This window comes from Kitasatospora sp. NPDC057940 (assembly GCF_042887425.1).
In the GTDB taxonomy this organism is placed as follows: domain Bacteria; phylum Actinomycetota; class Actinomycetes; order Streptomycetales; family Streptomycetaceae; genus Kitasatospora.
This window is the reverse complement of sequence record NZ_JBHVPH010000026.1, coordinates 67,226-90,030: the sequence shown is the minus strand read 5'-3', so window position 1 is coordinate 90,030 and position 22,805 is coordinate 67,226. Positions and strand designations below refer to the sequence as shown.

Genomic DNA, 22,805 nt, shown 5'->3' with positions numbered 1-22,805 from the left:
CTACGCCCCTGACCAGTGATCGCGCAGTCCCCGGGCCCCAGGCGTCGCCCAGATCACAGTCCTGACCTGCAGTTTGGCTGAAAATGTGCGTTAGAAAGCCGTATCTGAGGGGAACCGACCGCCTCCACCCATAGGGCATATCCGGACAAAACCGGACAAAGCCCCATGGGGATCATCCAATGATCTTCGTGTACGTCTGTGTCGCTTCTGTGACACATCCGACCCTCAGCGCTGCCCCGGCAGCCGGACCTCGATCCGGCAGCCGCGGGGCGACTCGGCGACCGCGATCCGACCGCCGTGCAGGTCCACCGCCCAGCGGGCGATGGCCAGGCCGAGGCCGGTGCCGCCGTCCGAGCCGGGCCCCTGGGCGGTCGCGGTGCCGCTGCGGCTGAACCGCTCGAACACCCGGCCGCGGTCGGCCGGCGGGATGCCCGGGCCCTCGTCCTCGACCTCCAGCAGCAGGCCGCCGGGCCCGCCGTCGGGCCGCGCGCGCACCGTCACGGTGCCGCCGGGCGGGGAGTGCTTGCAGGCGTTGTCGACCAGGTTGGCGACCACCTGGTGGAGCCGTTCCGGGTCCGCCACGCCGGTCAGGCCGGTCGGGCTGACCTCCAGCGCCAGCCGGACGTCGCCGCGTCGGGAGAACGCCCCGCCGGCCGTCGCGCCGTCCACGGTGACCCCGCGCAGCACGCCGTCCAGGAACTCGCGCACCTCGAAGGGGCGGGCGTCCAGGTCGACCACGCCGTCGTCGATCTTGGAGAGGTCCAGCAGGTGGGTGACCAGGCGGCCGAGCCGCTCGGTCTGCTCCAGGGCGGCCCCCAGGGTCGCCGGATTGGGCTGGACGACGCCGTCCACCACGTTCTCCAGCACGGCGCGCAGCGCGGCGATGGGCGTGCGCAGCTCGTGCGAGACGTTGGCGACCAGCTCGCGGCGGTGCCGGTCGGCGGCCCCCAGGTCGGCGGCCATCTGGTTGAAGGTGGTCGCCAGTTCGCCGATCTCGTCGCGCGAGTTCACCTCGACCCGGCGGCTGTAGTCGCCGGAGGCCATCGCGCGGGCGGCGGCCGTCATCTCGCGCAGGGGGGCGGTCAGCCCGTGCGCGAGGAACTGCATGAAGAGCAGCGAGGCGATCATGGAGAAGACCATGATGATCCGGATCTGGGTCTCGGACCGGATCGCCACGACCACCATGCCGGTGGCCAGGAAGACGGAGACGATCACCAGCAGGGCGAGCTTGCCCTTGATCGAGCGGACCGGGTCGAGCGGCCGGATGTCGGCCCAGACCCGGCGGGCGGCGCGGGCGGCCAGCGTCTGCGACCGCGTGCCGCCGGTGTCCCCGTTGCGTTGCTGTGGAAAGGTCATTGGTCCCCTGTGATCCCCGCGTACGTCTCCCGCGTGGTGCGCGGCAGTTCGGGACACGGGCCCCCCGGAGGCCCGTCGCCCGAGGCTCGCCGCTAGGAGAGCGGGGCCTCCAGCGCGTACCCGACGCCGTGGACGGTACGGATCCAGCTCGCGCCGATCTTGCGGCGCAGCGCCTTGACGTGGCTGTCCACGGTGCGGGTGCCGGACGCGTCCGTCCAGTCCCAGACCTCGGCCAGCAGCTGCTCGCGGGTCAGCACGGCGCGCGGCTGCGCGGCCAGGCAGGCGAGCAGGTCGAACTCGGTGGGCGTCAGGTGGACGTCGCCCGAGGCGAGCCGGACCCGGCGCTGCACGTGGTCGATCTCCAGCTCGCCGAAGCGCAGCGAGCCGAGCGCGGGCGTGCGGGCCGCCTGCTGGGCGCGCTCGACGCGGCGCAGCAGCACGTTGACCCGGGCGGCCAGTTCGCGCATCGAGAACGGTTTGGTCATGTAGTCGTCGGCGCCCACGCCGAGGCCGACCAGCAGGTCCGTCTCGTCGTCGCGCGCGGTCAGCATCAGCACCGGCACCGGGCGTTGCGCCTGGATCCGGCGGCACACCTCAAGGCCGTCGAAGCCGGGCAGCATGATGTCGAGGACCACCAGGTCCGGCTGCCAGGTGTGGAAGCCGTCGACCGCGCCCGGCCCGTCGTGGGCCACGGCGACCTTGAAGCCCTCCGCGCCCAGCCGGGCCGCGATCGACTCCGCGATCGTCGGTTCGTCCTCCACCACCAGCACTCTGCGTTGGCTGCTCACCGTGCCGCCGCTGTGGTTGTTGTCCTGCTGAAGTTCTGTCACGGTCACGCCACCGCCCCCAGGGCTGCGGGCCGGCCACCTGTGGGGATGGCGGGCTCCGCTCGTAGTCTTGTTCCGTCGTGGACTGTGCCGGGTCCGCCGTCCCGTCGTGCGTGCGGGTCGGCGGGCGGATTGTCGCCCGCCCACTTCTCCCGCGCACTTCGCAGCGTACGGACAGCGGATGCCTCCCGGCAGGTGGACCGGACGTTTCCGGCCCGTGGGCCGGCCGTCGGGCCGCCCTCGGAGCCCACTGCACGAGTGGGCACGGGCCGATACCTTACCCGGCGATTTTTCTCTGCGTAACGGTACGTATGCAGTCGAGTTGACGCCAAGTCGCCGGTCAGAGCCCCTGTCGGTGCGCTCGCCGGAAGAAGGTCTGGACCAATATCAGGAATCCGGTCGACCGGTTTCCCGACGGTCTTCACCGGCTTTTCTCAGATGCCTCTCAGAACCTCGACGTAACGTGGCCACGACAACGCCCCGCAGGGCGGGATCCGCGGCGCGCGCCGGTACGTTGGGCACCTGGGTGAGGGGCCGGTGGCTGCCGGCGTGGAGCGGAGGGCGGCATGGCTGGACTGCGGCGAGGTGTCGGACGGGTCGGGGCGTCGACCGCCGGCCCGCCGTACGGGATGCTCCGGCACGGTCTGCGCACCGGCGTCGTCGAGTGGCTGCTGGCGCGGGTGCCGACACCCCGGCGGAACCCCTTCACCCTCGGCTACCTCGCCGTGGTGGGCGCCACCACGACCTTTGCCAAACTCGCCGATCCGGAACTCGTGCAGCGGCTGCAGGAGGCCTCCAGTTCCGACGGCCACAACCTCCTGCAGCACCCCCTGCGCGCGCTGGTGCTCAGCGGCTTCTGGGTGGCCGGCGAGGTGTGGATGCCGTACCTGTGGGGATTCGCCGTCACCCTCGCGCCGCTGGAGCGCCGGATCGGCCCCGCCCGGGCGGCGGCGGTCTTCGCGATCGGGCACGTCACGGCCACGCTGCTGTCCCAGGGCGTGGTGATCACCGCGGTGGAGACCGGGCGGATGGAGGCCGGGGCGCTGGACTACCTGGACATCGGCGTCAGCTACGGCGTGCTCACCTGCCTGGGCGCGGTGGCCGGGCTGCTGCCGTGGCGCGGGCGGCTGGTCGCGCTCGGCGGCGCCGGGCTGCTGATCGCCGAGCAGATCCTCACCGAGCGGGACCTGGTCACCGCCGTGGGGCACCCGGCCGCGGTGCTCACCGGGGTGGCGCTGTGGCGCTGGCTGCGCCGGGCCCAGGCCCGCCGGCCGCGGCCGAAGCCGCGGACGCGCCGGGCCGAGGCGCCGGCCGCGGGCTCCTCGCCCGCGCCGGGCGGCGCTCCGGTCCTGGACGTGCGCTGACCCTTCCGGGTGCCGCCCCGGACGCTTTTGACGGCACTTCCCGCGCCCTCCCCCGCTTGCTCCACACCCCCTCCTGTTCGCTCACGGCGAACACCGCCCCGGGAACATCCGGCGCGCGCCAGGCCTTAGTCAGGTCGACTCAACTTCACTGACTGGGGAGAGATCATGGCATCGACGTCCACACCGCTCACCCTGCCCGTGCTGCCGCTCGACGACGAGGTCGTCCTGCCGGGCATGGTCGTCCCGCTGGACCTCAAGGACACCGAGGTGCGCGCCGCGGTCGAGGCCGCCCGCGCGGCGGCCACCGGCACCGGCAAGCCGCAGGTCCTCCTGGTCCCGCGGGTGGACGGCTCGTACGCGGCGGTCGGCACCCTGGCCACCGTCGAGCAGGTCGGCCGGCTGGCCGACGGGGAGCCGGCCGCGCTGGTGCGCGCCGTGCGCCGGGTCCGCATCGGGGCCGGCACCACCGGCCCCGGCGCCGCCCTCTGGGTGGAGACCACGCCCTTCCGGGAGTCCGCGGTGGACACCCCGGTGGCCGGCCGGGCCGCCGAGCTGGTCAAGGAGTACAAGGCGCTGTCCACCCAGTGGCTGCGCAGGCGCGGCGCCTGGCAGATCGTCGACCGGGTGGCCCAGATCGAGGGCGTCGGCGAGCTCGCCGACAACATCGGCTACGCGCCCTTCGCCACCGCCGAGCAGAAGCTCAAGGTGCTGCTGGAGGCCGACCAGGTCGCCCGCCTGGAGTACGCGCTGACCCTGCTGCGCGACCACCTCGCCGAGGAGGAGGTCAACGACACCATCCGCAAGGACGTCGAGGAGGGCGTGGCCAAGCAGCAGAAGGAGTTCCTGCTCCGCCGTCAGTTGGAGGCCGTCCGCAAGGAACTGGCCGAGCTCAACGGCGACCCGGCCGACGAGGAGGGCGACTACCGCGCCCGGGTCGAGGCCGCCGACCTGCCCGAGAAGGTCCGCGACGCGGCCCTCAAGGAGGTCGACAAGCTGGAGCGGGCCTCCGAGCAGTCCCCCGAGGGCCCGTGGATCCGCACCTGGCTGGACACCGTCCTGGAGCTGCCCTGGAGCGAGCGCACCGAGGACGCGTACGACATCGCCGGCGCCCGCGCGGTGCTGGACGCCGACCACGCCGGCCTGGCCGACGTGAAGGACCGCATCGTCGAGTACCTCGCGGTGCGCAAGCGCCGGGCCGACCAGGGGCTCGGGCTGGTCGGCGGCCGGCGCGGCGGCGCGGTGCTGGCGCTGGTCGGCCCGCCCGGCGTCGGCAAGACCTCGCTCGGCGAGTCGGTGGCCCGCGCCATGGGCCGCACCTTCGTGCGGGTCGCGCTCGGCGGCGTCCGGGACGAGGCCGAGATCCGCGGCCACCGGCGCACCTACGTCGGCGCGCAGCCCGGCCGGCTCGTGCGGGCGATCAAGGAGGCCGGCTCGATGAACCCGGTCGTCCTGCTCGACGAGATCGACAAGGTCGGCTCCGACTACCGGGGCGACCCGGCCGCCGCCCTGCTGGAGGTGCTGGACCCGGCGCAGAACCACACCTTCCGGGACCACTACCTGGAGGTCGAGCTCGACCTCTCGGACGTCGTCTTCCTCGCCACCGCCAACGTGCTGGAGGCCATCCCCGAGCCGCTGCTCGACCGGATGGAGCTCGTCCGCCTCGACGGCTACACCGAGGACGAGAAGGTCGTCATCGCCCGCGACCACCTGCTCCCGCGCCAGCGCGAGAAGGCCGGACTGGGCGGCGACCAGGTGAGCGTCGACGAGGCGGCGCTGCGCCGACTGGCCGGGGAGTACACCCGGGAGGCCGGCGTGCGGAACCTGGAGCGCTCGATCGCCCGGGTGCTGCGCAGGATCGCCGCCCAGGCCGAACTCGGCGAGCGCGAACTGCCCGCCGCGATCGGCCCGGACGACCTGCGCGCCCTGATCGGCCGGCCCCACCACGTGCCGGAGGCCGCCCAGGCGCCGGCCGAGCGGCGCACCGCCGTCCCCGGCGTGGCCACCGGCCTCGCCGTGACCGGCGCCGGCGGCGACGTCCTCTACATCGAGGCCTCGCTCGCCGACGCCGAGACCGGCGGCACCGGACTCACCCTCACCGGGCAACTGGGCGACGTGATGAAGGAGTCCGCGCACATCGCGCTCTCCTACCTGCGCTCGCGAGGCGCCGAACTGGAGCTGCCGGTCACCTCGCTGCGCGACCGCGGCGTGCACCTGCACGTCCCCGCCGGGGCCGTCCCCAAGGACGGGCCGAGCGCCGGCATCACCATGACCACGGCGCTCGCCTCGCTGCTGTCCGGCCGCAAGGTGCGCACCGACCTGGCGATGACCGGCGAGGTGTCGCTGACCGGGCGGGTGCTGCCGATCGGCGGGGTGAAGCAGAAGCTGCTCGCCGCCGACCGGGCCGGCGTCACCACGGTGATCATCCCCAAGCGCAACGAGGCCGACCTGGACGACGTCCCGGCCGAGGTGCTGGAGCGGCTCACCGTCCACCCGGTGGCGGACGTGCGGGAGGTGCTGGAGCTGGCCCTGGAGCCGGCCAAGGTCCTGGCCGCGGCGGCCTGACCGGGCCGCGCCGGGTCGACGGGAGGACCGGCGGGAGGATCGGTGGGAGGACGGCGTCTGCGCGTGCCACACTGCGGAGATGCCGTCCCCCACGCAGCGCGCCCTGGCCCGGGTGCCGGCCCGGCTGCGTCCGTTCCTGGTGCGGCACCGCAGGCTGGTGAAGTTCCTGCTGGTCGGCGGCGCCTGCTTCACCCTCACCCTGGTGATCGACTTCGAGCTGAAGTTCACCGTGCTGGAGCACAAGCCGGTGGTCGCGCTGACGGTCGCGACGGTGATCTCGACCGTCGTCTCCTACGTGCTCAACCGCCGCTGGGCCTTCCGGACGGCCGGGCACCCGCGCGAGGCACTGCTGTTCTTCCTGGTCAGCGCCATGGCGATCGCCGTCAACGACCTGCCGCTGGCACTCTCCCGCTACGCCCTGGACCTGCGCGAGCCGTACGTCGGCCCGTTCGTCCAGGAGACCGCGGACTTCCTCAGCGGGATGGTCGTCGGCACCTTCGCCGCGATGCTGTTCCGCTTCTGGGCGATGCAGCGGTGGGTCTTCACCCGGCCCGCCGAACGGGCGCACCCGAGGTACGAACCCGGTTACGCTGCACCCGAGATGCCACGGGATGCGCCATAAGGCCGTGAGGTGAGGGTTATGCGCGGGGAACCGGACGCGGTTCGGAGCGGGCCCGCCAGCCAGCAGGGGATGCGCCGGGCCAACCTGGCCCTGGTGCTCGGGGTGATCGCGCGCGCCCCGCGCTCCCGGGCCGAGGTGGCCGCCGAGACCGGGCTGACCAGGGCCGCCGTCTCCTCGCTCGCCGAGCAGCTGATCGCCGGCGGCCTGGTCGTCGAGGAGGGCCCGGCCACGCCCAGCGGCAAGGTCGGCCGCCCCGGCACCGCGCTCGGGCTCAACCCGCTCGGGCCCGGCGGCCTCGGCGCCGAGATCGGGGTGGAGCACCTCGGCGCCTGCGTGGTCGACCTGAGCGGCGAGGTCCGGACCTGGCGCCGCCGCGAGGTCCGCAACCGGGGCCGCCGGCCCGCCGCGGTCATGGCCGACCTCGCCGAACTGCTGCACGCGGCCGTCGCCGAGTCGGGCCTGCGCCCGGCCGGGCTGACCCTGGCCGTCCCCGGGCTGGTCGGCACCTCCGGCGGGGTGCTCCAGCGGGCCGCCAACCTGGGCTGGCGGGACGTCCCGCTGGCGGCCGAGCTGCGCCCGGCGCTGCGCGCGGCCGGCGCGGCCGAACTGGCCGAGCTGCCGGTCGAGGCGGACAACGAGGCCAACCTGGGCGGGCTGGCCGAACGGTGGCTGGGCGGCGGCCCGGAGGACTTCCTGTACGTCTCGGCCGAGGCCGGCGTCGGCGCGGCGATCGTGGTCGGCGGGCGGCTGCTGCGCGGGGCACGCGGCTACGCGGGCGAGTTCGGCCACGTACCGGTCCACCCGGACGGCCACCGCTGCGCCTGCGGCGCGCACGGCTGCCTGGAGCAGTACGCGGGGGAGGCGGCCGTGCTGCGGGCGGCCGGGCCGGCGGGCGCGCGGGGCGACTGGGTGACGCTGCTCGCCGGGCGGGCCGGGGCCGGGGACGGGCCGGCCCTCGCGGTGCTGGCCGGGGCCGGTTCGGCGCTGGGCATCGCGGCCGCCGGGGCGGTCAACCTGCTGGACCCGGCCGAGGTGGTGCTGGGCGGCGGCTACGCCCGGCTGGCGCCCTGGCTGCTGCCGGCGATGCGGGCCGAGCTGGCCGCCCGGGTGACGGTGCGGCCCTGGTCGGACGAGCGGCTGACGGTGTCCCGGCTGGGCCGGCGCGGGCCGCTGCTGGGCGCCGCGGTGGGCGTGGTGCGGGCGGTCGTCGCGGACCCGGGCCGGCTCGCCTGCGGCTGACCTCCCGGCCCCGGACGCACCCGAGCCCCCGGCCGGGCGGCCGGGGGCTCGGGGTGGGCAACGCGGGGGATCAGGCCTCGGAGGACGCCTCGGCGGCGACGATCTCGCGGCCGCCGGAGCGCGGGCCGCGCAGCACGGCCAGGTAGGCGACGCCGATGCCGACCAGCGCCCAGACCACCAGGACCACGATCGGCATGGCCAGGTTGGTGGAGCCGAAGTAGGCGATCGACTTGGTGGCACTGGTCCCGGCGCCGTTCGGGATCAGCGAGCCGATGGCCCGCCAGAACGGCGGCATCATCGGTGCCGGGTAGACGCCGCCGGCGCTCGGGTTGCCCAGCACCACGAAGATCAGCACCGCGACGCCGATGCCGATGACGTCGAACAGGCACTGCAGCGCCATGGTGAACGCGCCGACCGTGAACACCACCAGGGCGCCGATGCCGGTCAGGGCCAGGATCGAGCCGGGCAGCGCGTCCAGCACCGGTCCGGCGATGATCGTGCCGCCGAGGCCGGCGCCGACCGAGTACAGCGCCAGCACGCCGAGGCGGATCAGCAGACGGTGGACGTTGGCGGGCTTGGAGCCGGCGCTGATGCCGAGGATCGAGGCGACCAGGTAGCCGCCGACGCACCAGCCGATGACCAGGTAGAACGCGGAGAGGCCGTTGGTGTCGCCCTTGGCGAGCGGCACGACGTCCTCGACCTTGACGGTGCGGCCCTGGGACTTGTCCAGCGCGGTGGTGATGGACTCGGCGGCCTTGGCGGCGGAGGTGCCGCGGGCGCCGCCGACCAGCAGGGTGTCTTCGGTGCCGGTCGGGTTCACGACCAGCGCGGCGTAGATCTTCTGGTCCTTGATCTGCTGGGTGGCCGTCTCGGCGTCCGGGGCGGTGACGGCCTTGACGGCGTCGTCCGGCACGGATTCCAGCCCCTGGACCAGCTTGGGGGTGACCTGCGGCGGGGCGACCACCGCGATCGACAGCTCGTGCGGGGCCGGGTGGTGCAGCGCCCCGACGTACGAGGTGATGAAGCCGAGCTGCAGCAGCAGCACGCCGATCACGAGCAGTGCCGCACGCGGTGTGACCGCGCCCTTCAGTTCAGCGACGAAACCCTGCCCCGGGGCGGCCATCCACATCTCCTTGTGTATTGGGGGAAAACGGATACTTCATACCATGAACTAGTTGGCTTGTCGCACCCCGCGCGCCGCGTTCCGGCCAGTGCGGCTGCGGGATACTGGCGCGGTGAGTGACGAGGAATCCCTGCTGGCGGTGGAGCGCGAGGTCGCGTTGATGTTCCGGCGGGGCCGGGCCAGAGTGGCGGAGCTCTCACGCCGGGTGCACCCCGAGCTGGAGGGGATGGCCTACAGCATGCTCGGCTACATCGAGCAGGCCGGGCGGGTGCGGGTGACGGACGTCGGCGTGCACTTCGCGGTCGGCAAGGCCACGGTGAGCCGGCAGATCCGGGCGCTGGAGGAGCTGGGCCTGGTGGCCCGGGAGGCGGATCCGCTGGACCGTCGGGCCGCGCTGGTCTCGCTGACCGAGGACGGGCGGCGGCGCTACCTGGCGGCCCGGGACGTCCGGATGCGGCGGGTGCGGGAGCTGCTGGGCAGCTGGTCGCCGGAGGACGTGGACCGCTTCGCGGTGCTGCTGCACCGCTTCAACGACGTGATCGGGGAGCCTCCGGCGGAGTGACCGGGGGCCGGGCCCGCGGTGGCTGCGGCCGGGGGCGGGGCGGTGGCTCGGATGCGGACTTTACTTGGGCTTGAAGAAAGTTGCCTTAGTCAACCATCGGGCCTATGGTTGCGTAAGGCAACGATTTTTTCCTGCCCGCGCACCCCCCGCCCCCGCCCACTCCTCCCGCCGAAGGACCCAGATGACCGTCACAGCCGAGGCGACCGTCGGAGCCGCCGTCGACGATCAACCGATGACCCACCGGCAGGTGATGGAGGCGCTGTCCGGCCTGCTGCTCGGCCTCTTCGTGGCCGTGCTCTCCTCGACCGTCGTCTCCAACGCCCTGCCGCACATCCTCACCGACCTGCACGGCGGCCAGTCCGCCTACACCTGGGTGATCACCGCGGCCCTGCTGACCCTGACCGCCTCCACCCCGATCTGGGGCAAGCTCTCCGACCTCGTCAGCAAGAAGCTGCTGCTCCAGATAGCCCTGCTGATCTACATCGCCACCTCCGCCCTGGCCGGCCTCTCCCAGAACACCGCCGAGCTGATCGCCTGCCGCGCCCTCCAGGGCATCGGTGCCGGCGGTGTGGTCGCGCTGGGCCAGATCTGCCTGGCCGCGATGGTCCCGCCGCGCGAGCGCGGCCGTTACAGCGGCTACTTCGGCGCGGTCTTCGCGCTGGCCACCATCGGCGGACCGCTGATCGGCGGCGTCATCGTGGACACCTCGTGGCTGGGCTGGCGCTGGTGCTTCTACGTCGGCATCCCGTTCGCGCTGGCCGCGATCCTGGTGGTGCAGCGCACCCTCAAGCTGCCGGTGGTCAAGCGCAAGGCGAAGATCGACTACCTGGGCGCGCTGGTCATCACCGGCGCCGTCAGCCTGCTGATGATCTGGATCACGCTGGCCGGCACGAACTACGACTGGCTGTCCTGGCAGACCGCCGCGATGGTCGGCGGCGGCCTGCTGCTGGGCGCGCTGGCCGTGGTGATCGAGCGCCGCGCCGCCGAGCCGATCATCCCGCCGGACCTCTTCAAGTACCGCACCGTCACCCTGGCCGCGGTGGCCAGCGTGCTGGTCGGCGTCGGGATGTACGGCGCGACCACCTTCCTCAGCCAGTACTTCCAGCTGGCCCGCGCCAAGTCCCCGACCATGGCCGGCCTGATGACCCTGCCGATGATCCTCGGCCTGGCGCTCGCCTCCACCGTCGCCGGCCGGCTGATCACCAAGTACGGCAAGTGGAAGGCCTACCTGGTCGCCGGCACGGCGCTGCTCGCGATCGGCTTCGGCCTGCTCGCCACCGCCCGTGTCGACACCGACTACAAGCTGCTCTGCGTCTACATGGCGATCACCGGCATCGGCCTCGGCCTGACCAGCCAGAACCTGGTGCTCGCGGTGCAGAATACGGTGCCGCGCCACGAGCTCGGCGCGGCCAGCTCCGTGGTGACCTTCTTCCGCACCATGGGCGGCGCGATGGGCGTCTCCGCGCTCGGCGCGCTGATGAACAGCAAGGTGACCCACTACCTCGCGGAGAACCTGGCCGCCGCGCACATCCCGGCCGCGAGCGCGGCCGGCGGCGGGGGCATCCCGGACCTGCACAAGCTGCCCGCCCCGATCGTCCCGCTGGTGACGGACGCGTTCGGGCACGGCGTCGGCACCGTCTTCCTGTGGGCCGCGCCGTTCGCGGCGCTGGCCTTCGTCACGGTGCTGTTCATCCGGGAGACCGCGCTGAAGACCAGCCAGCAGGGCTGACTCCGGGCGGGGACGCGCGAACGGGCCGGGGAGTGTGGATCACACTCCCCGGCCCGTTCGGTTCGTCCCGCGCGCGGGACGGCGGGAACCGTCGGACCGCGCCCTACGGCGCGGCGATCAGGACCAGGCCGTAGACGACGGCCGCGGCGCAGAGGCCGAAGCAGGCGTAGGCGCCGGCCAGGGCCAGCCGGCCGCCCCCCGGTTCCTGGGCGGCGGCCTCGCCCTCGCGGGCGCTCAGCGCGGCCTCGCGGCGGGACAGGGCCAGGATGCCGAGTGCGAAGACGGAGACCACGGCGACGGTGATGCCGAAGCTGGCGCCGGCGGTCTGGGCCAGGGCGTTCCACTTGATGTGCATGGCGGGTGCTCCTCAGCCTGCGGCGCTCAGGCCGCGACCGTGGTCGAGGCGGGGGTGGGGGCGTTCGCGGGGGCGGCGGTGGCGGGGACCTCCACCGGGGTGACGTCGTTGACGTCGTTGACGTTGTCCGCGCCGACCGGCTGGCGGCGGGAGATCAGCCACATTGCGCCGGAGCCGGCCACCAGCACGGCGCCCACCAGGACGATGCCCCAGGTGCCCTGGCGGACCAGCAGCGCGGCACCGCCCGAGACCAGCGCGGCGGCCGGCAGGGTCAGCGCCCAGGTGTAGACCATGCGGCGCACCAGGCTCCAGCGCAGCTCGGCCTTCGGGCCGCCGAGGCCGGCGCCCATGATGCCGCCGGAGCAGACCTGGGTGGTGGAGAGGCCGAAGCCCATGTGCGAGGAGGTCAGGATGACGGTCGCGGCGGCCGACTCGGAGGCGAAGCCCTGCGGCGCCTTGATGTCGGCGAGGCCCTTGCCCATCGAGCGGATGATCCGCCAGCCGCCCATGTAGGTGCCGAGCGCGATCGCGGCGCCCGCGGAGATGATCACCCAGGTGGGCGGCAGCGCGCCGTGCGGCAGGGCGCCGACCGACACCAGGGTCAGCGTGATGATGCCCATCGTCTTCTGGGCGTCGTTGGTGCCGTGCGCGAGCGAGATCAGCGAGGACGAGAAGATCTGGCCGGTCTTGAAGCCCTTGGTGGCGGTGGCCTCGTTGCCCTTGCGGGTGATCGCGTAGGCCAGCTTGGTGGCGCCCCAGGAGGCCAGGCCGGCGACCAGCGGGGAGGCGATCGCCGGGATCAGGATCTTGGAGACGACGGTGTCGAAGTTGACGCCGTTCATGCCGACGCCGACCACGGTGGCGCCGATCAGGCCGCCGTACAGCGCGTGCGACGAGCTGGACGGGAGGCCGCGCAGCCAGGTCAGCAGGTTCCAGAGGATCGCGCCCGCCAGTGCGGCGAAGATGATCTCGGGGTGGATGCCGCTCTTCTCGTTGACGATGCCGCCGGAGATGGTGGTGGCGACCTTCACGGACAGGAACGCGCCCGCGAAGTTGAGGACGGCCGCGATGGTGACCGCGACCTTCGGCCTGAGGGCTCCCGTCGCGATGGAGGTGGCCATCGCATTGGCGGTGTCGTGGAACCCGTTGGTGAAGTCGAAGGCGAGCGCCGTGATGATCACAACGGCTACCAGGAACGAGATGTGTTCCATACCCAAACAATCGTCGTAGTTGTCGCACGGACGTTGGTGTCGTCGCGACCGTAGGTCTGTTTGGTAAACGGAAGGTGAACTGAGCCGGGAATCGTGGTTCCGCTGGTGTCCCGGTGGTGTCCGGAAGCTTTCGGAGGGGTGTCGGCGGTCGCGCTGAGCTGGACATTAGCGAAGTTCGCCCCGGTTCGCTCCGGTTTGCTGAGAGCTGTCTCACAGATCAACCGAGAATTAACCTCCCAGTCCGGATGCGCCCTGTTTCCGGTGAGTAACCCGTGGGAGGATCTGCGGGATCCGGGGACGCCGGTGACCGGCTGGGGCGGGGAGGACCAACCCATGGGTGGGGCTGCACAGCGCACTGAATCGGCGGTCGTACGGCCCTGGCTGCGGGCGGCACTGCGCTGCGGAGCCGCCCTCGCGGCCGCCGCGCTCGCCCTCCCGCTCGCCGCCCAGGCCGCGTACGCCGCCCCCGATCCGGGCGCCTCGATCACCGCGGCCAGCCCGGGCGACGACCCGCTCGCCGCCGCCAAGGCCACCCTCGGCCCCCTGCTCGACCAGCTGCACACGCTCTACCAGAGCGCCGAGACCGCCACCGAGCAGTACAACGGCGCCGTCGCCAAGGTCGCCGAGCAGCAGGCCGCGCTCACCGACCTCCAGGGCCGGCTGGACCGCCAGCAGAAGCAGGTCGACGCCGGCACCGACATCGCCTCCCAGCTCGCCGCCGCCCAGTACCGCAACGGCGCCGCCTCCGCCTACGCCGAACTGCTGCTCTCCAAGGACCCGTACGAGGCCGTCACCATCGCGGAACTGCTCACCGCCGCCAGTCGCTCGCAGTCCGAGTTCCTGGACCGGCTGAAGACCGACCGCGAGGCCCTCGCCGGCCTGACGAAGCAGACCGAGGACGCGCTCAAGACCTCCCAGACGCTGGTCACCCAGCAGGACGCCGCCAAGGCCAAGGTCGCCACCGACCTCGCCTCCGTCGAGCAGCTGGTCTCCTCGCTCACCGGCGCCCAGCGCACCGAGCTGGAGAAGCTGGAGAAGGCCAAGGCCGACGAGGCCCAGCTCCTCTTCCTCGCCTCCGGCGTCCTCGGCAAGGGCGAGCGCACCCCGTCGGCGGCCGGCCGCACCGCCGTCGCCTTCGCGCTCGCCCAGCTCAACAAGCCGTACCTGTGGGGCGGCACGGGGCCGGACTCCTACGACTGCTCGGGCCTCACCTCGCAGGCCTGGCTGCACGCCGGGCTGCCGATCCCGCGCACCAGCCAGGAGCAGTGGGCCCAGCTCCCGCACATCGCGCTGAACCAGCTGCGCCCCGGCGACCTGGTCATCTACTTCGAGGGCGCCACGCACGTCGCGATGTACATCGGCGGCGGGCTGGTCGTCCAGGCCCCCAGGCCGGGCGCCGTCATCAAGGTGTCGCCGATCGGCTCGATGCCGATCCTCGGTGCGGTGCGGCCCGACCCGTCCGGCGCGGCGGACGAGGCCGGCGGCAGCTGGAAGGTGCCCGACCTGCCCGCCGGCTGGGACGCCGTCACCCCGATCGCGCCCAGCCCGGCCAACCAGGTCCCGACCGCCCCGGCCCCCGGCACGCCCGCCAACCCGCCGGCCACCACCCCGGGCACGCCGGCCACCACCCCGGGCACGCCCGCGGACACCGGCACCGGCACGCCGTCCGGCACCGGAACGCCCGCCGACCCGGGCACGCCGTCCGGCACCGGCACCACCGCTCCCGGCACGCCCACGCCGACCCCGACCCCGACGCCGACCCCGACCGGGACGGGCACCCCGGCGACGCCCACCCCGACCGGCACGGGCCCGGCGACGCCCGCCCCGACCGGCACCGGGACCCCGGGTTCCACCAGCACCAGCACCAGCACCGGCACCGCCGCCGCCAGCGGCTCGGCGAGCGCCGGGGCCCCGGGCAGCGCCACCGCGACACTGCCGCTCGGCAGCAACTGAGCCATGGCGAAGGCCGCCCGGCGTCCACGGACACCGGGCGGCCTTCGCGTGCGTCACGCCGGGGCGCCGGTGTCCGGCTCGAAGCGGACGACCACGGCCTTGGAGGTCGGCGTGTTGCTGATGTCGGCGGTGGAGTCCAGCGGGACGAGCACGTTGGTCTCCGGGTAGTAGGCCGCCGCGCCGCCGCGGGCCGCCGGGTAGTGGACCACCCGGAAGTGCGGGGCGCGCCGCTCGACGCCGTCCCGCCACTCGCTCACCAGGTCGACGAAGTCGCCCTCGGCCAGGCCGAGTTCGGCGGCGTCGGCCGGGTTGACCAGGACCACCCGGCGGCCGCCCTTGATGCCCCGGTAGCGGTCGTCCAGGCCGTAGACGGTGGTGTTGTACTGGTCGTGCGAGCGCAGCGTCTGCAACAGCAGGCGGCCCGGCGGGACCTCGGGGGCGGTGAGCGGGTTGACGGTGAAGTTGGCCTTCCCGGTCGCGGTGGGGAAGGTCCGGGAGTCGCGCGGGCCGTGCGGCAGGGTGAAGCCGCCGGGGCGGCGGACCTTCTCGTTGTAGTCCTCGAAGCCGGGGACGACCCGGGCGATCCGGTCCCGCAGGGTGTCGTAGTCGGTGGCGAAGTCCTCCCACGGCACGGTGTCCCCGAGGCCGAGGACGGCGCGGGCCAGCCGGCAGACGATCGCGGTCTCGGAGAGCAGGCCGGGGGCGGGCGGGCGCAGGCCGCCGCGCGAGGAGTGCACCTGGCCCATCGAGTCCTCGACGCTGACGAACTGGGCGCCGGCGCCGGTGACGTCCCGGTCGGTGCGGCCCAGGGTGGGCAGGATCAGCGCGCGGGCGCCGGTGACCACGTGCGAGCGGTTGAGCTTGGTGGAGACGTGCACGGTCAGCCGGCAGCGGCGCATCGCCGCCTCGGTGACGTCGGTGTCCGGGGTGGCCGCGACGAAGTTGCCGCCCATCGCGAAGAACACCCCGACCCGGCCGTCGCGCATCGCCCGGATGGTGTCCACCGAGTCGAGGCCGTGCGCGCGCGGCGGCTCGAAGCCGAACTCCTGGCCGAGCGCGTCCAGGAAGGCCGTCGAGGGCCGCTCGAAGATGCCCATCGTCCGGTCGCCCTGGACGTTGCTGTGCCCGCGCACCGGGCAGACCCCGGCGCCCGGGCGGCCGACGTTGCCGCGCAGCAGCAGGAAGTTGACCACCTCGCGGATGGTCGGGACGGCGTGCTTGTGCTGGGTGAGGCCCATCGCCCAGCAGACGATGATCTTCCGGGAGCCCAGCACCAGTCGGCCGAGCTCCTCGATCTGCTCCCACGGCAGGCCGGTCGCGGCGAGCACCTCGGCGCGGTCGGTCGCGCCCGCCTGGGCCTCGAACTCCTCGAAGCCGTGGCAGTGTTCGGCGACGAAGGCGCGGTCGACGCCGTCCTGCTCCAGGATCATCCGGTTGAGCGCGCGGAACAGCGCCAGGTCCCCGCCGAGGCGGATCTGCAGGAACAGGTCGGTCAGCTTGGTGCCGTGGCCGACCAGGCCGCGCGCGTGCTGCGGGTTCTTGAAGCGCTCCAGGCCGGCCTCCGGCAGCGGGTTCACGCTGACGATGGTGGCGCCGGCCCGCTTGGCGCGCTCCAGCGCGGAGAGCATCCGGGGGTGGTTGGTGCCCGGGTTCTGGCCGGCCACGATGATCAGGTCGGCCTGGTAGAGGTCCTTGAGGCTGACGCTGCCCTTGCCGACGCCGAGCGTCTCGGTGAGCGCCGAACCGGACGACTCGTGGCACATGTTGGAGCAGTCCGGCAGGTTGTTGGTGCCCAGCCGGCGGGCGAACAGCTGGTACGCGAAGGCGGCCTCGTTGCTGGTCCGCCCGGAGGTGTAGAAGGCGGCGCCGTCCGGGGTGTCCAGGGCGCGCAGTTCCTCGGCGATCAGCGCGAAGGCGTCGTCCCAGGAGACCGGCGTGTAGTGGGTGGCGCCCTCGTCGAGCAGCATCGGCTGGGTGAGGCGGCCCTGCTGGCCCAGCCAGTAGCCGGAGCGCCCGGCCAGCTCGGCGACCGGGTGGGCGGCGAAGAACTCGGCGCGGATCCGGCGCTCGGTGGCCTCCTCGGCGACGGCCTTGGCGCCGTTCTCGCAGAACTCCGCGGTGTGCGTCCTGCCCGGCTCCGGCCAGGCGCAGCCGGGGCAGTCGAAGCCGTCCGGCTGGTTGACCTTGCGCAGCGTGGCGAGGGTGCGGAGGGTGCCCATCTGCTCGGCGGCCATCCGCAGGCTGTGGCCGACCGCGGGCAGCCCGGCCGCCGCGTGCTGGGGCGCGGACACCTCGGGGGCGTCCTGCGCCGGGTCGCTCTGCGGGGCCTGCTTGGCCATGACCGCTTCTCCTCGGCTCTGCTCGTCCGGCGGCCGCGACACCGGGGCCGCCGGGCCCGCCGCTTCGGCACGGGGGCTCGGGGCCCCATCCTTCCACCCGGGTGCGGACGGGGGGAGGGGGGTCGAACGGATCTTCGGGCCCCGAACCCGCTGCCGGGCCACCCCGGGGCCCGCCTTCAGGCCCCCCTCGTCCGGCCGGAGGGCGGGCGCGGCGGTGGCGGGGTGCGCTGCCCGCACGGCGGAGCAGGGGCGGCGACCGCCGACAGCGCGGCGAGACGGGTGCCCTGGCGGCGGCGGGCGGGCGGGGGATCGTCGACGGGCCCCGGGGCGGCGGCCGGGAGCGCGGCCAGCGCCCGCAGCAGCGCGCGGGCGGCGGCGTCGTTCTGCCGGAATCCCGGGGAGTCGGTGCGGGGCCGGGCGAAGGCGGCGGCGGCGCGCAGGCTGGTGTGCGGGCCGAGTGCGGTGCGCCGGGGGTGCGGGGCGCCGCCCAGGGCCGGGTCGAGCAGCCGGCTGTCGCCGGGGGCGATGGTGACCAGGCCGGAGCGGTGGGTGTACTCCTCGTCGGTGACCACCTCCTCCACCAGCCGCCCGGCGCGGTGCAGTTCGCGCAGCACCGGGTCGAGGGTGCGGGTCAGCTGGTGCTTGGGCAGGTACGCCTCGACCAGGGCGGTGGCGGTGACGGTGTGGCCCGGCACGGTGTCGCCGCCGGCCCGCCAGGTGCCGGTGGCCTCGTCCCGTTCGACCCGGACGCCCGCGCCCAGGAAGTGCACGATCCCGGCCTCGGAGAGGGCGAGCAGTTGGCGCAGCCGGAAGCCGGGCGGGCCGGAGGCGAGGTAGCTGAAGTAGCCGAAGAACCACCCGTCCACCTCCTCGGCGACCGAGCGGGCGGTGAGCCGGCCGGTCGCGAGGATGCGCGGGAGCTGGCCGAACAGCGAGAGCAGGGCGAGGAAGGCGCCGAGGTCGGCGCTGTGCGCGGGGTCGGCGCGGCGGTCGGCGTCGGCGGTGACGTAGGCGCGCAGGTACTGCTGGAGCTCCTCGGCGGAGCCGAGTTCGAGGCCGGCCAGCGGGTGGTCGAGCCGTTCGAAGTCGATCCGGTCGGCCGGGTCGGGTACGGCCTCGGCGACCAGGGCGGCCAGGTCGGGGGAGTGCCAGTCGTGCCGGTCGAACCGGGCCAGGAACTCCGGCCAGGGCAGCGCGGTGCGTCCGGGGTGGGCGTGGAACAGCTCGTGGTAGTGCCCGAAGGCGGTCTCCTTGGCCATCAACGGCCAGAAGTCGCGCCGGAGTTCGAGCGGACCGCCGGTGGCGAGGACGGCGTCCACGGCGGCCGCGTCGAAGTACCGGGGGAGCGGGGCGGGCGGCCCCTGGAGGCGGTAGCCGGTCTTGGAGTGGTACGGGACGCCGCGCCGGGAGCCGAGGTACAGCACCGGTTCGCGGCCGGACGGGCGGTAGCGCAGCCCGCCCCCGGTGGGCTCGAAGCGGCCGCCGCGCCCTTCGGTGAGCAGGGCGACCAGGTCGACGGAGGCCAGGCCGAGGCCGCGCAGCACGACGTGCTCGCCGGGGGCGATGCCGTCCAGGTCGGCGTCGGCGGAGTAGGCGGGCGGGAGGTGGAAGCGGCCGTGCCGGGCGGCGAAGTCGGCGTCGGCGGAGTACCGGGGGTGCGGGGCGGAGTCGAGGTGGCCGAGGGTGAGGGCGACGTGGTCGGCGGTGAGCGTCCGGCCGGTGAGGTGGACGGTCTGCGGGCCGTCGGGCGGGCCGTCGATCCGCCGGACGGTGTCCCGGTGCACGGTGACCGTGACGTGCGGGGGCAGGTCGGCGACGGCGCGGCGGAACGCCCAGTCCAGGTAGGCGCTCTGGGCCCGGCGGGTGGGGAAGTCGGTGGGCGCGAGGGTGTCCAGTTCGGCCCGGACGGCCGGGTCGGCGACCTCCCGGTAGGGCGCGAACTCCCGCCGCCGGAGCGCCCATTCGGCCAGCGAGGGGCCCGGGCGGACCGGCCCGTCGATGGTCGAGCGCTCGTCGGTGAACATGGTGACGTCCTCGGCCATCGAGTTCATCCGCAGCAGCGGGGACTGTTCGTGGCGCCAGATCCGGCCCGCGCCGGGCGGGTGCGGGTCGACCAGGTGGACGTGCAACGGCCTTTCGGCGGGAAGGAGTTCGGCCGCGTTGGCGGCGATCCGCTCCAGCAGCCCGGTGCCCCGCGGGCCCGCGCCGACGATCACGAGGGTGTTCATGCCGCCACCTCGCGCAGCCGCCGCAGGGCGGCCCGGGCCCGCTGGAGCGGGGTGGGCGGCAGGCCGTCCCGGGTGGCGCCCTTGGCGTAGTGGCGCTCGACGTAGTACTGGCCGACGGACAGCAGGGTGGTGACCACCAGGTACCAGATGGTGGCGACCACCAGCATCGGGATGACCCGGTACGACTGCAGGTAGACCAGCTGCACCGAGTAGAGCAGGTCGGAGACGGCCAGCACGCTGACGATGCTGGTGCCCTTGAGCGCGCTGATCAGCATGTTCCCGGCGGTCGGCACGATCGAGCGCATCGCCTGCGGGACGACGATCCGGCGCAGCACCCGCCACCGGCCGAGGCCGAGCGCCGAGGCGGCCTCCAGCTGGCCGCGGTCGACGGACAGGATGCCGCCGCGGATCACCTCGGCGGCGTACGCGGTCTCCAGCAGGGTGAGGCCGATCACGGCGGTCAGGGTGGGGCCGATCAGGTTGACGGTCTTGACGGTGACGAACTCGGGGCCGAACGGGATGCCCAGGCCGAGGGTCGGGTAGAGCGCGCCGATGTTGAAGAAGAACAGCAGCTGCACCAGCGGCGGGGTGGAGCGGAAGATCCAGATGTAGCCCCAACCCAGCGTGCGCAGCACCGGGTTGCCGGACATCCGCATGACGGCGAGGCCGGTGCCGAGGACGAAGCCGAGGGCGAGGGTGACGGCGGTGAGCCAGAGGGTCAGGGTGAGGCCGTTGAGCACCGACCCGGCGGTGAACCAGTCGGCGACCACGTCCCACTGGAAGGCCTTGTTGCGCACCACGGAGTTGACGGCCATCGCGGCCAGCAGCAGCGCGATCCCGGCGCAGACCCACTGCCCGGGCCGGCGGCGGGCGACGATCCGGGCGCCGGGGTCGGGCGGCGGGCCGGGGCGGTCGGTGGCGCCGGCGCCCGTGGGGGCGCCGGCGGGGGCTGCTGTGGAGCGGGCGGGGAGGAGGTCCTGCGGGCTGGCCATGGCGGCGGCTCCTGGCGGAGGTGCGGGCGGGCGGGAGGTACGGGTGTGGTCACGTACGGCCGTCGCACCGGCCCGTGTCCCTCAACACGGCCGGCGCTGTGCACTGCACTCCGCCGTGATCGTACGCATGCGCGATCGACGGCTGTCAAGGGTGGTCCGGGCCCCGACCGGGGCCCGGCGCGGACCGGTCGCAGGGCGACAGGAGATCGCAACAGAGCGGCAATGATGGGTGGTTGACGGACCACTTGGCAGGCTGTTCAACTTGAGGCCATGTACGCCGAGCAGCCCCTGGTCACCCGCGACCACATCGACTTCGGTCGGGTGTGGTCCGCGGCGTGTCGCGGCTGACCCGGCAGCGGGCCGCCCGTCCGGCCCTGATCTCCCGCGGGGAGCCCTCCCTCGGTCTGCCCCGCCGCGGGCCGGGACCAGCCGTCCGTAGCTGACGGCGTCCCAGGCGCACGCTGCCGTCCGACGACCGCGCACTGAACTCCGGCAGTACTCCCTCGTCCACGCCTGCCTCCCACCTCCTCCCGCCGTGCGCGCGCCGACCCCACCGTCGGCGCCCGCCGCGCACCCGTGTCCACGGCCGCCCCGCCCCGGCCGGCTCCGGCCTGCCCACCCGCAGTCCACCGGACTCCGCTCACCCCGAAAGGTTCCGCCATGCCCGTCGAATTCCTCGGTATCGCCGCCACCGGCGACGGCTCGGAGACCACCCCCCGCTCCACCGCAGCCTTCGACCGCGACTACACCCTGCGGCTGGCCCGGGCCCACGAGGACCACGGCTGGGACCGGGTGCTCTTCGCGTACGGCGCCGGCTCCCCGGAACCCGCGGCCGCGGCGGCCTTCCTCGCCTCGCACCTGGACCGGCTGCAGATCCTGCTGGCGCACCGGCCGAACGTCTCCTACCCGACCTTCGCCGCCAAGACCTTCGCGACCCTGGACCAGATCAGCGACGGGCGGCTGACCGTCCACTTCATCACCGGCGGCAGCGACCACGAGCAGCAGCGCGAGGGCGACTTCCTGTCCAAGGACGAGCGCTACGAGCGCACCCGCGAGTACATCGGCATCGTCAAGAAGGCGTGGACCAGCCGGGAGCCCTTCGACCACGAGGGCGCCCACTACCGCTTCAACGACTTCGTCTCCGACGTCTTCCCCGTCCAGCAGCCGCGCCCCGGGGTCTCCTTCGGCGGCTCCTCGGACGCCGCCTACGCGGCCGGCGGCGCCGAGGCGGACGTCTACTGCCTGTGGGGCGAGCCGCTGGCCCGCACCGCCGAGCAGATCGAGCGGGTGAAGGAGGCGGCCCGGGCCGCCGGGCGCACCGACGTGCCGCGGATCCAGGTGGCGTTCCGGCCGATCATCGCGCCGACCGAGGAGCTGGCGTGGGAAAAGGCGCACCGGACGGTGGCCGCGATCAGGGCCCGCCGGGAGTCCGGGGAGCTCGTCCGCCGGGGCCGCCCGCTCGGGGCGGTGACACCCGAGAACACCGGCTCCCAGCGGCTGATCGAGATCGCCGAGGCCGGCGAGCGCTACGACCGCGCGCTGTGGACCCCGACCGCCGCGGCCACCGGCGGGGCCGGCAACTCCAACGCCCTGGTCGGCACCCCGGAGACGGTCGCCGAGGCGCTGCTCGACTACTACGACCTCGGCGTGGACATCCTCTCCGCCCGCGGCTACCACCTGCTCGACGACGCGATCGACTTCGGCCGCCACGTCATCCCGATCGTCCGCGAGGAGGTCGCCAAGCGGGACGCCGCCAAGGCCGCGGCGGCGGCCGAGCACGCCGAGCGGACCGAGCGGGACCGGCACCAGCTGATCGCGGTGCAGGCGTGAGCGCTCCGGACCGGTGGGCCGGCCCGGCGGCCGGGTTCCGCCGGGTCACCATCGACGACCCGCTGGTCGAGCCGCTGCTGCGCGAGCTCACCCACGAGTACGTCAGCCGCTACGGCCCCGAGGCGCACCAGGAGATGACCCGCTACCCCCGGGACGCCTTCGCCGAGCCGCACGGCGTCCTGCTGCTCCTGCTGGAGGACGGCGAGCCGGTCGCCGGCGGCGCGTACAAGCGGTACGACGAGCGCACCGCCGAGCTGAAGCGGATGTGGACGCACTCCGCGCACCGCCGCCGCGGCCTGGCCCGCCGGGTGCTGGCCGAACTGGAGCGGACGGCGGCCGCCGCCGGTTACACCCGGGTCTACCTCACCACCGGCCCGCGCCAGCCCGAGGCCAGGGGCCTCTACCTGGCGTCCGGCTACACCCCGTTGTTCGACGTCGCCGCCGATCCCCTGACGATCGGCCCGCTCCCCTTCGAGAAGCACCTGCCGGTGCTGGCTCCGACCCCCTGAAAGG

17 protein-coding genes are annotated in these 22,805 nt (G+C 73.9%); 9 read left to right on the top strand and 8 right to left on the bottom strand.

What is annotated here, in order from left to right; all coding sequences use genetic code 11:
• Positions 1 to 225: 225 nt before the first annotated feature.
• On the bottom strand, positions 226 to 1,356 hold the full coding sequence (locus tag ACFVTF_RS30425; RefSeq protein ID WP_063347842.1) for a cell wall metabolism sensor histidine kinase WalK: 1,131 nt from the start codon (positions 1,354 to 1,356) through the stop codon (positions 226 to 228).
• 92 nt (positions 1,357 to 1,448) lie between these two features.
• Positions 1,449 to 2,186: a response regulator transcription factor gene (locus ACFVTF_RS30420; RefSeq protein WP_063351140.1), complete on the bottom strand. Its 738-nt coding sequence runs from the start codon at positions 2,184 to 2,186 to the stop codon at positions 1,449 to 1,451.
• A 563-nt stretch (positions 2,187 to 2,749) separates the two neighbouring features.
• On the opposite strand from ACFVTF_RS30420, the gene ACFVTF_RS30415 reads away from it, so the two are divergent.
• The 4 genes from ACFVTF_RS30415 to ACFVTF_RS30400 all read left to right on the top strand — a co-directional run bounded on the left by ACFVTF_RS30415 (position 2,750) and on the right by ACFVTF_RS30400 (position 7,970).
• Positions 2,750 to 3,547, top strand: coding sequence for a rhomboid-like protein (locus ACFVTF_RS30415; protein ID WP_387817526.1), 798 nt, complete (start codon positions 2,750 to 2,752; stop codon positions 3,545 to 3,547).
• A gap of 165 nt (positions 3,548 to 3,712) precedes the next feature.
• Positions 3,713 to 6,109: an endopeptidase La gene (gene lon, locus ACFVTF_RS30410; protein ID WP_387817525.1), complete on the top strand. Its 2,397-nt coding sequence runs from the start codon at positions 3,713 to 3,715 to the stop codon at positions 6,107 to 6,109.
• Between the two features lie 79 nt (positions 6,110 to 6,188).
• A complete protein-coding gene (locus ACFVTF_RS30405) occupies positions 6,189 to 6,731 on the top strand; it encodes a GtrA family protein (protein WP_371517157.1) in 543 nt (180 codons plus the stop codon).
• A gap of 18 nt (positions 6,732 to 6,749) precedes the next feature.
• A complete protein-coding gene (locus tag ACFVTF_RS30400) occupies positions 6,750 to 7,970 on the top strand; it encodes an ROK family protein (protein WP_371517156.1) in 1,221 nt (406 codons plus the stop codon).
• A gap of 70 nt (positions 7,971 to 8,040) precedes the next feature.
• Here ACFVTF_RS30400 and ACFVTF_RS30395 read toward each other — a convergent pair whose 3' ends face one another.
• Entirely contained in the window at positions 8,041 to 9,093 is a 1,053-nt protein-coding gene (locus ACFVTF_RS30395; protein WP_371517155.1) for an ABC transporter permease, read from the bottom strand.
• A 112-nt stretch (positions 9,094 to 9,205) separates the two neighbouring features.
• Between ACFVTF_RS30395 and ACFVTF_RS30390 the strand changes: the two genes are divergently transcribed.
• Both ACFVTF_RS30390 and ACFVTF_RS30385 read left to right on the top strand, forming a co-directional pair.
• Positions 9,206 to 9,655 carry a MarR family winged helix-turn-helix transcriptional regulator gene (locus ACFVTF_RS30390; protein ID WP_387817524.1) on the top strand — a complete coding sequence of 150 codons (450 nt, stop codon included), beginning with the start codon at positions 9,206 to 9,208 and terminating at the stop codon, positions 9,653 to 9,655.
• A gap of 181 nt (positions 9,656 to 9,836) precedes the next feature.
• The gene (locus ACFVTF_RS30385; RefSeq protein WP_371517153.1) at positions 9,837 to 11,384 is read left to right on the top strand and encodes an MDR family MFS transporter; all 1,548 of its coding nucleotides are present in this window, start codon (positions 9,837 to 9,839) and stop codon (positions 11,382 to 11,384) included.
• Positions 11,385 to 11,487: 103 nt separating this feature from the next.
• Here the strand turns inward: ACFVTF_RS30385 and ACFVTF_RS30380 are convergent, their stop codons facing one another.
• Both ACFVTF_RS30380 and ACFVTF_RS30375 read right to left on the bottom strand, forming a co-directional pair.
• Positions 11,488 to 11,739 carry a hypothetical protein gene (locus ACFVTF_RS30380; RefSeq protein WP_387817523.1) on the bottom strand — a complete coding sequence of 84 codons (252 nt, stop codon included), beginning with the start codon at positions 11,737 to 11,739 and terminating at the stop codon, positions 11,488 to 11,490.
• A 26-nt stretch (positions 11,740 to 11,765) separates the two neighbouring features.
• Positions 11,766 to 12,950 carry an anion permease gene (locus tag ACFVTF_RS30375; protein ID WP_387817522.1) on the bottom strand — a complete coding sequence of 395 codons (1,185 nt, stop codon included), beginning with the start codon at positions 12,948 to 12,950 and terminating at the stop codon, positions 11,766 to 11,768.
• A gap of 333 nt (positions 12,951 to 13,283) precedes the next feature.
• Here ACFVTF_RS30375 and ACFVTF_RS30370 point away from each other — a divergent pair, with 333 nt between their 5' ends.
• Positions 13,284 to 14,903: an NlpC/P60 family protein gene (locus ACFVTF_RS30370; protein WP_387817521.1), complete on the top strand. Its 1,620-nt coding sequence runs from the start codon at positions 13,284 to 13,286 to the stop codon at positions 14,901 to 14,903.
• A gap of 53 nt (positions 14,904 to 14,956) precedes the next feature.
• On the opposite strand, the gene ACFVTF_RS30365 is transcribed toward ACFVTF_RS30370, so the two are convergent.
• The 3 genes from ACFVTF_RS30365 to ACFVTF_RS30355 form a co-directional block, all read right to left on the bottom strand.
• Positions 14,957 to 17,242 (bottom strand): FdhF/YdeP family oxidoreductase, encoded by a 2,286-nt coding sequence (locus ACFVTF_RS30365; RefSeq protein WP_387817520.1) that lies wholly within the window; start codon positions 17,240 to 17,242, stop codon positions 14,957 to 14,959.
• Positions 17,243 to 17,418: 176 nt separating this feature from the next.
• Positions 17,419 to 19,470, bottom strand: a complete 2,052-nt coding sequence (locus tag ACFVTF_RS30360; RefSeq protein ID WP_387817519.1) for an FAD/NAD(P)-binding protein — start codon at positions 19,468 to 19,470, stop codon at positions 17,419 to 17,421.
• Positions 19,467 to 20,462: an amino acid ABC transporter permease gene (locus tag ACFVTF_RS30355; RefSeq protein WP_387817518.1), complete on the bottom strand. Its 996-nt coding sequence runs from the start codon at positions 20,460 to 20,462 to the stop codon at positions 19,467 to 19,469. Before ACFVTF_RS30355 ends, ACFVTF_RS30360 begins: the two co-directional genes overlap by 4 nt.
• Positions 20,463 to 21,122: 660 nt before the next feature.
• Here ACFVTF_RS30355 and ACFVTF_RS30350 point away from each other — a divergent pair.
• Both ACFVTF_RS30350 and ACFVTF_RS30345 read left to right on the top strand, forming a co-directional pair.
• The gene (locus ACFVTF_RS30350; protein WP_387817517.1) at positions 21,123 to 22,292 is read left to right on the top strand and encodes an LLM class flavin-dependent oxidoreductase; all 1,170 of its coding nucleotides are present in this window, start codon (positions 21,123 to 21,125) and stop codon (positions 22,290 to 22,292) included.
• Complete coding sequence (locus ACFVTF_RS30345) at positions 22,289 to 22,801, top strand: GNAT family N-acetyltransferase (RefSeq protein ID WP_371517144.1); 513 nt, start codon at positions 22,289 to 22,291, stop codon at positions 22,799 to 22,801. Before ACFVTF_RS30350 ends, ACFVTF_RS30345 begins: the two co-directional genes overlap by 4 nt.
• Positions 22,802 to 22,805 lie beyond the last annotated feature (4 nt).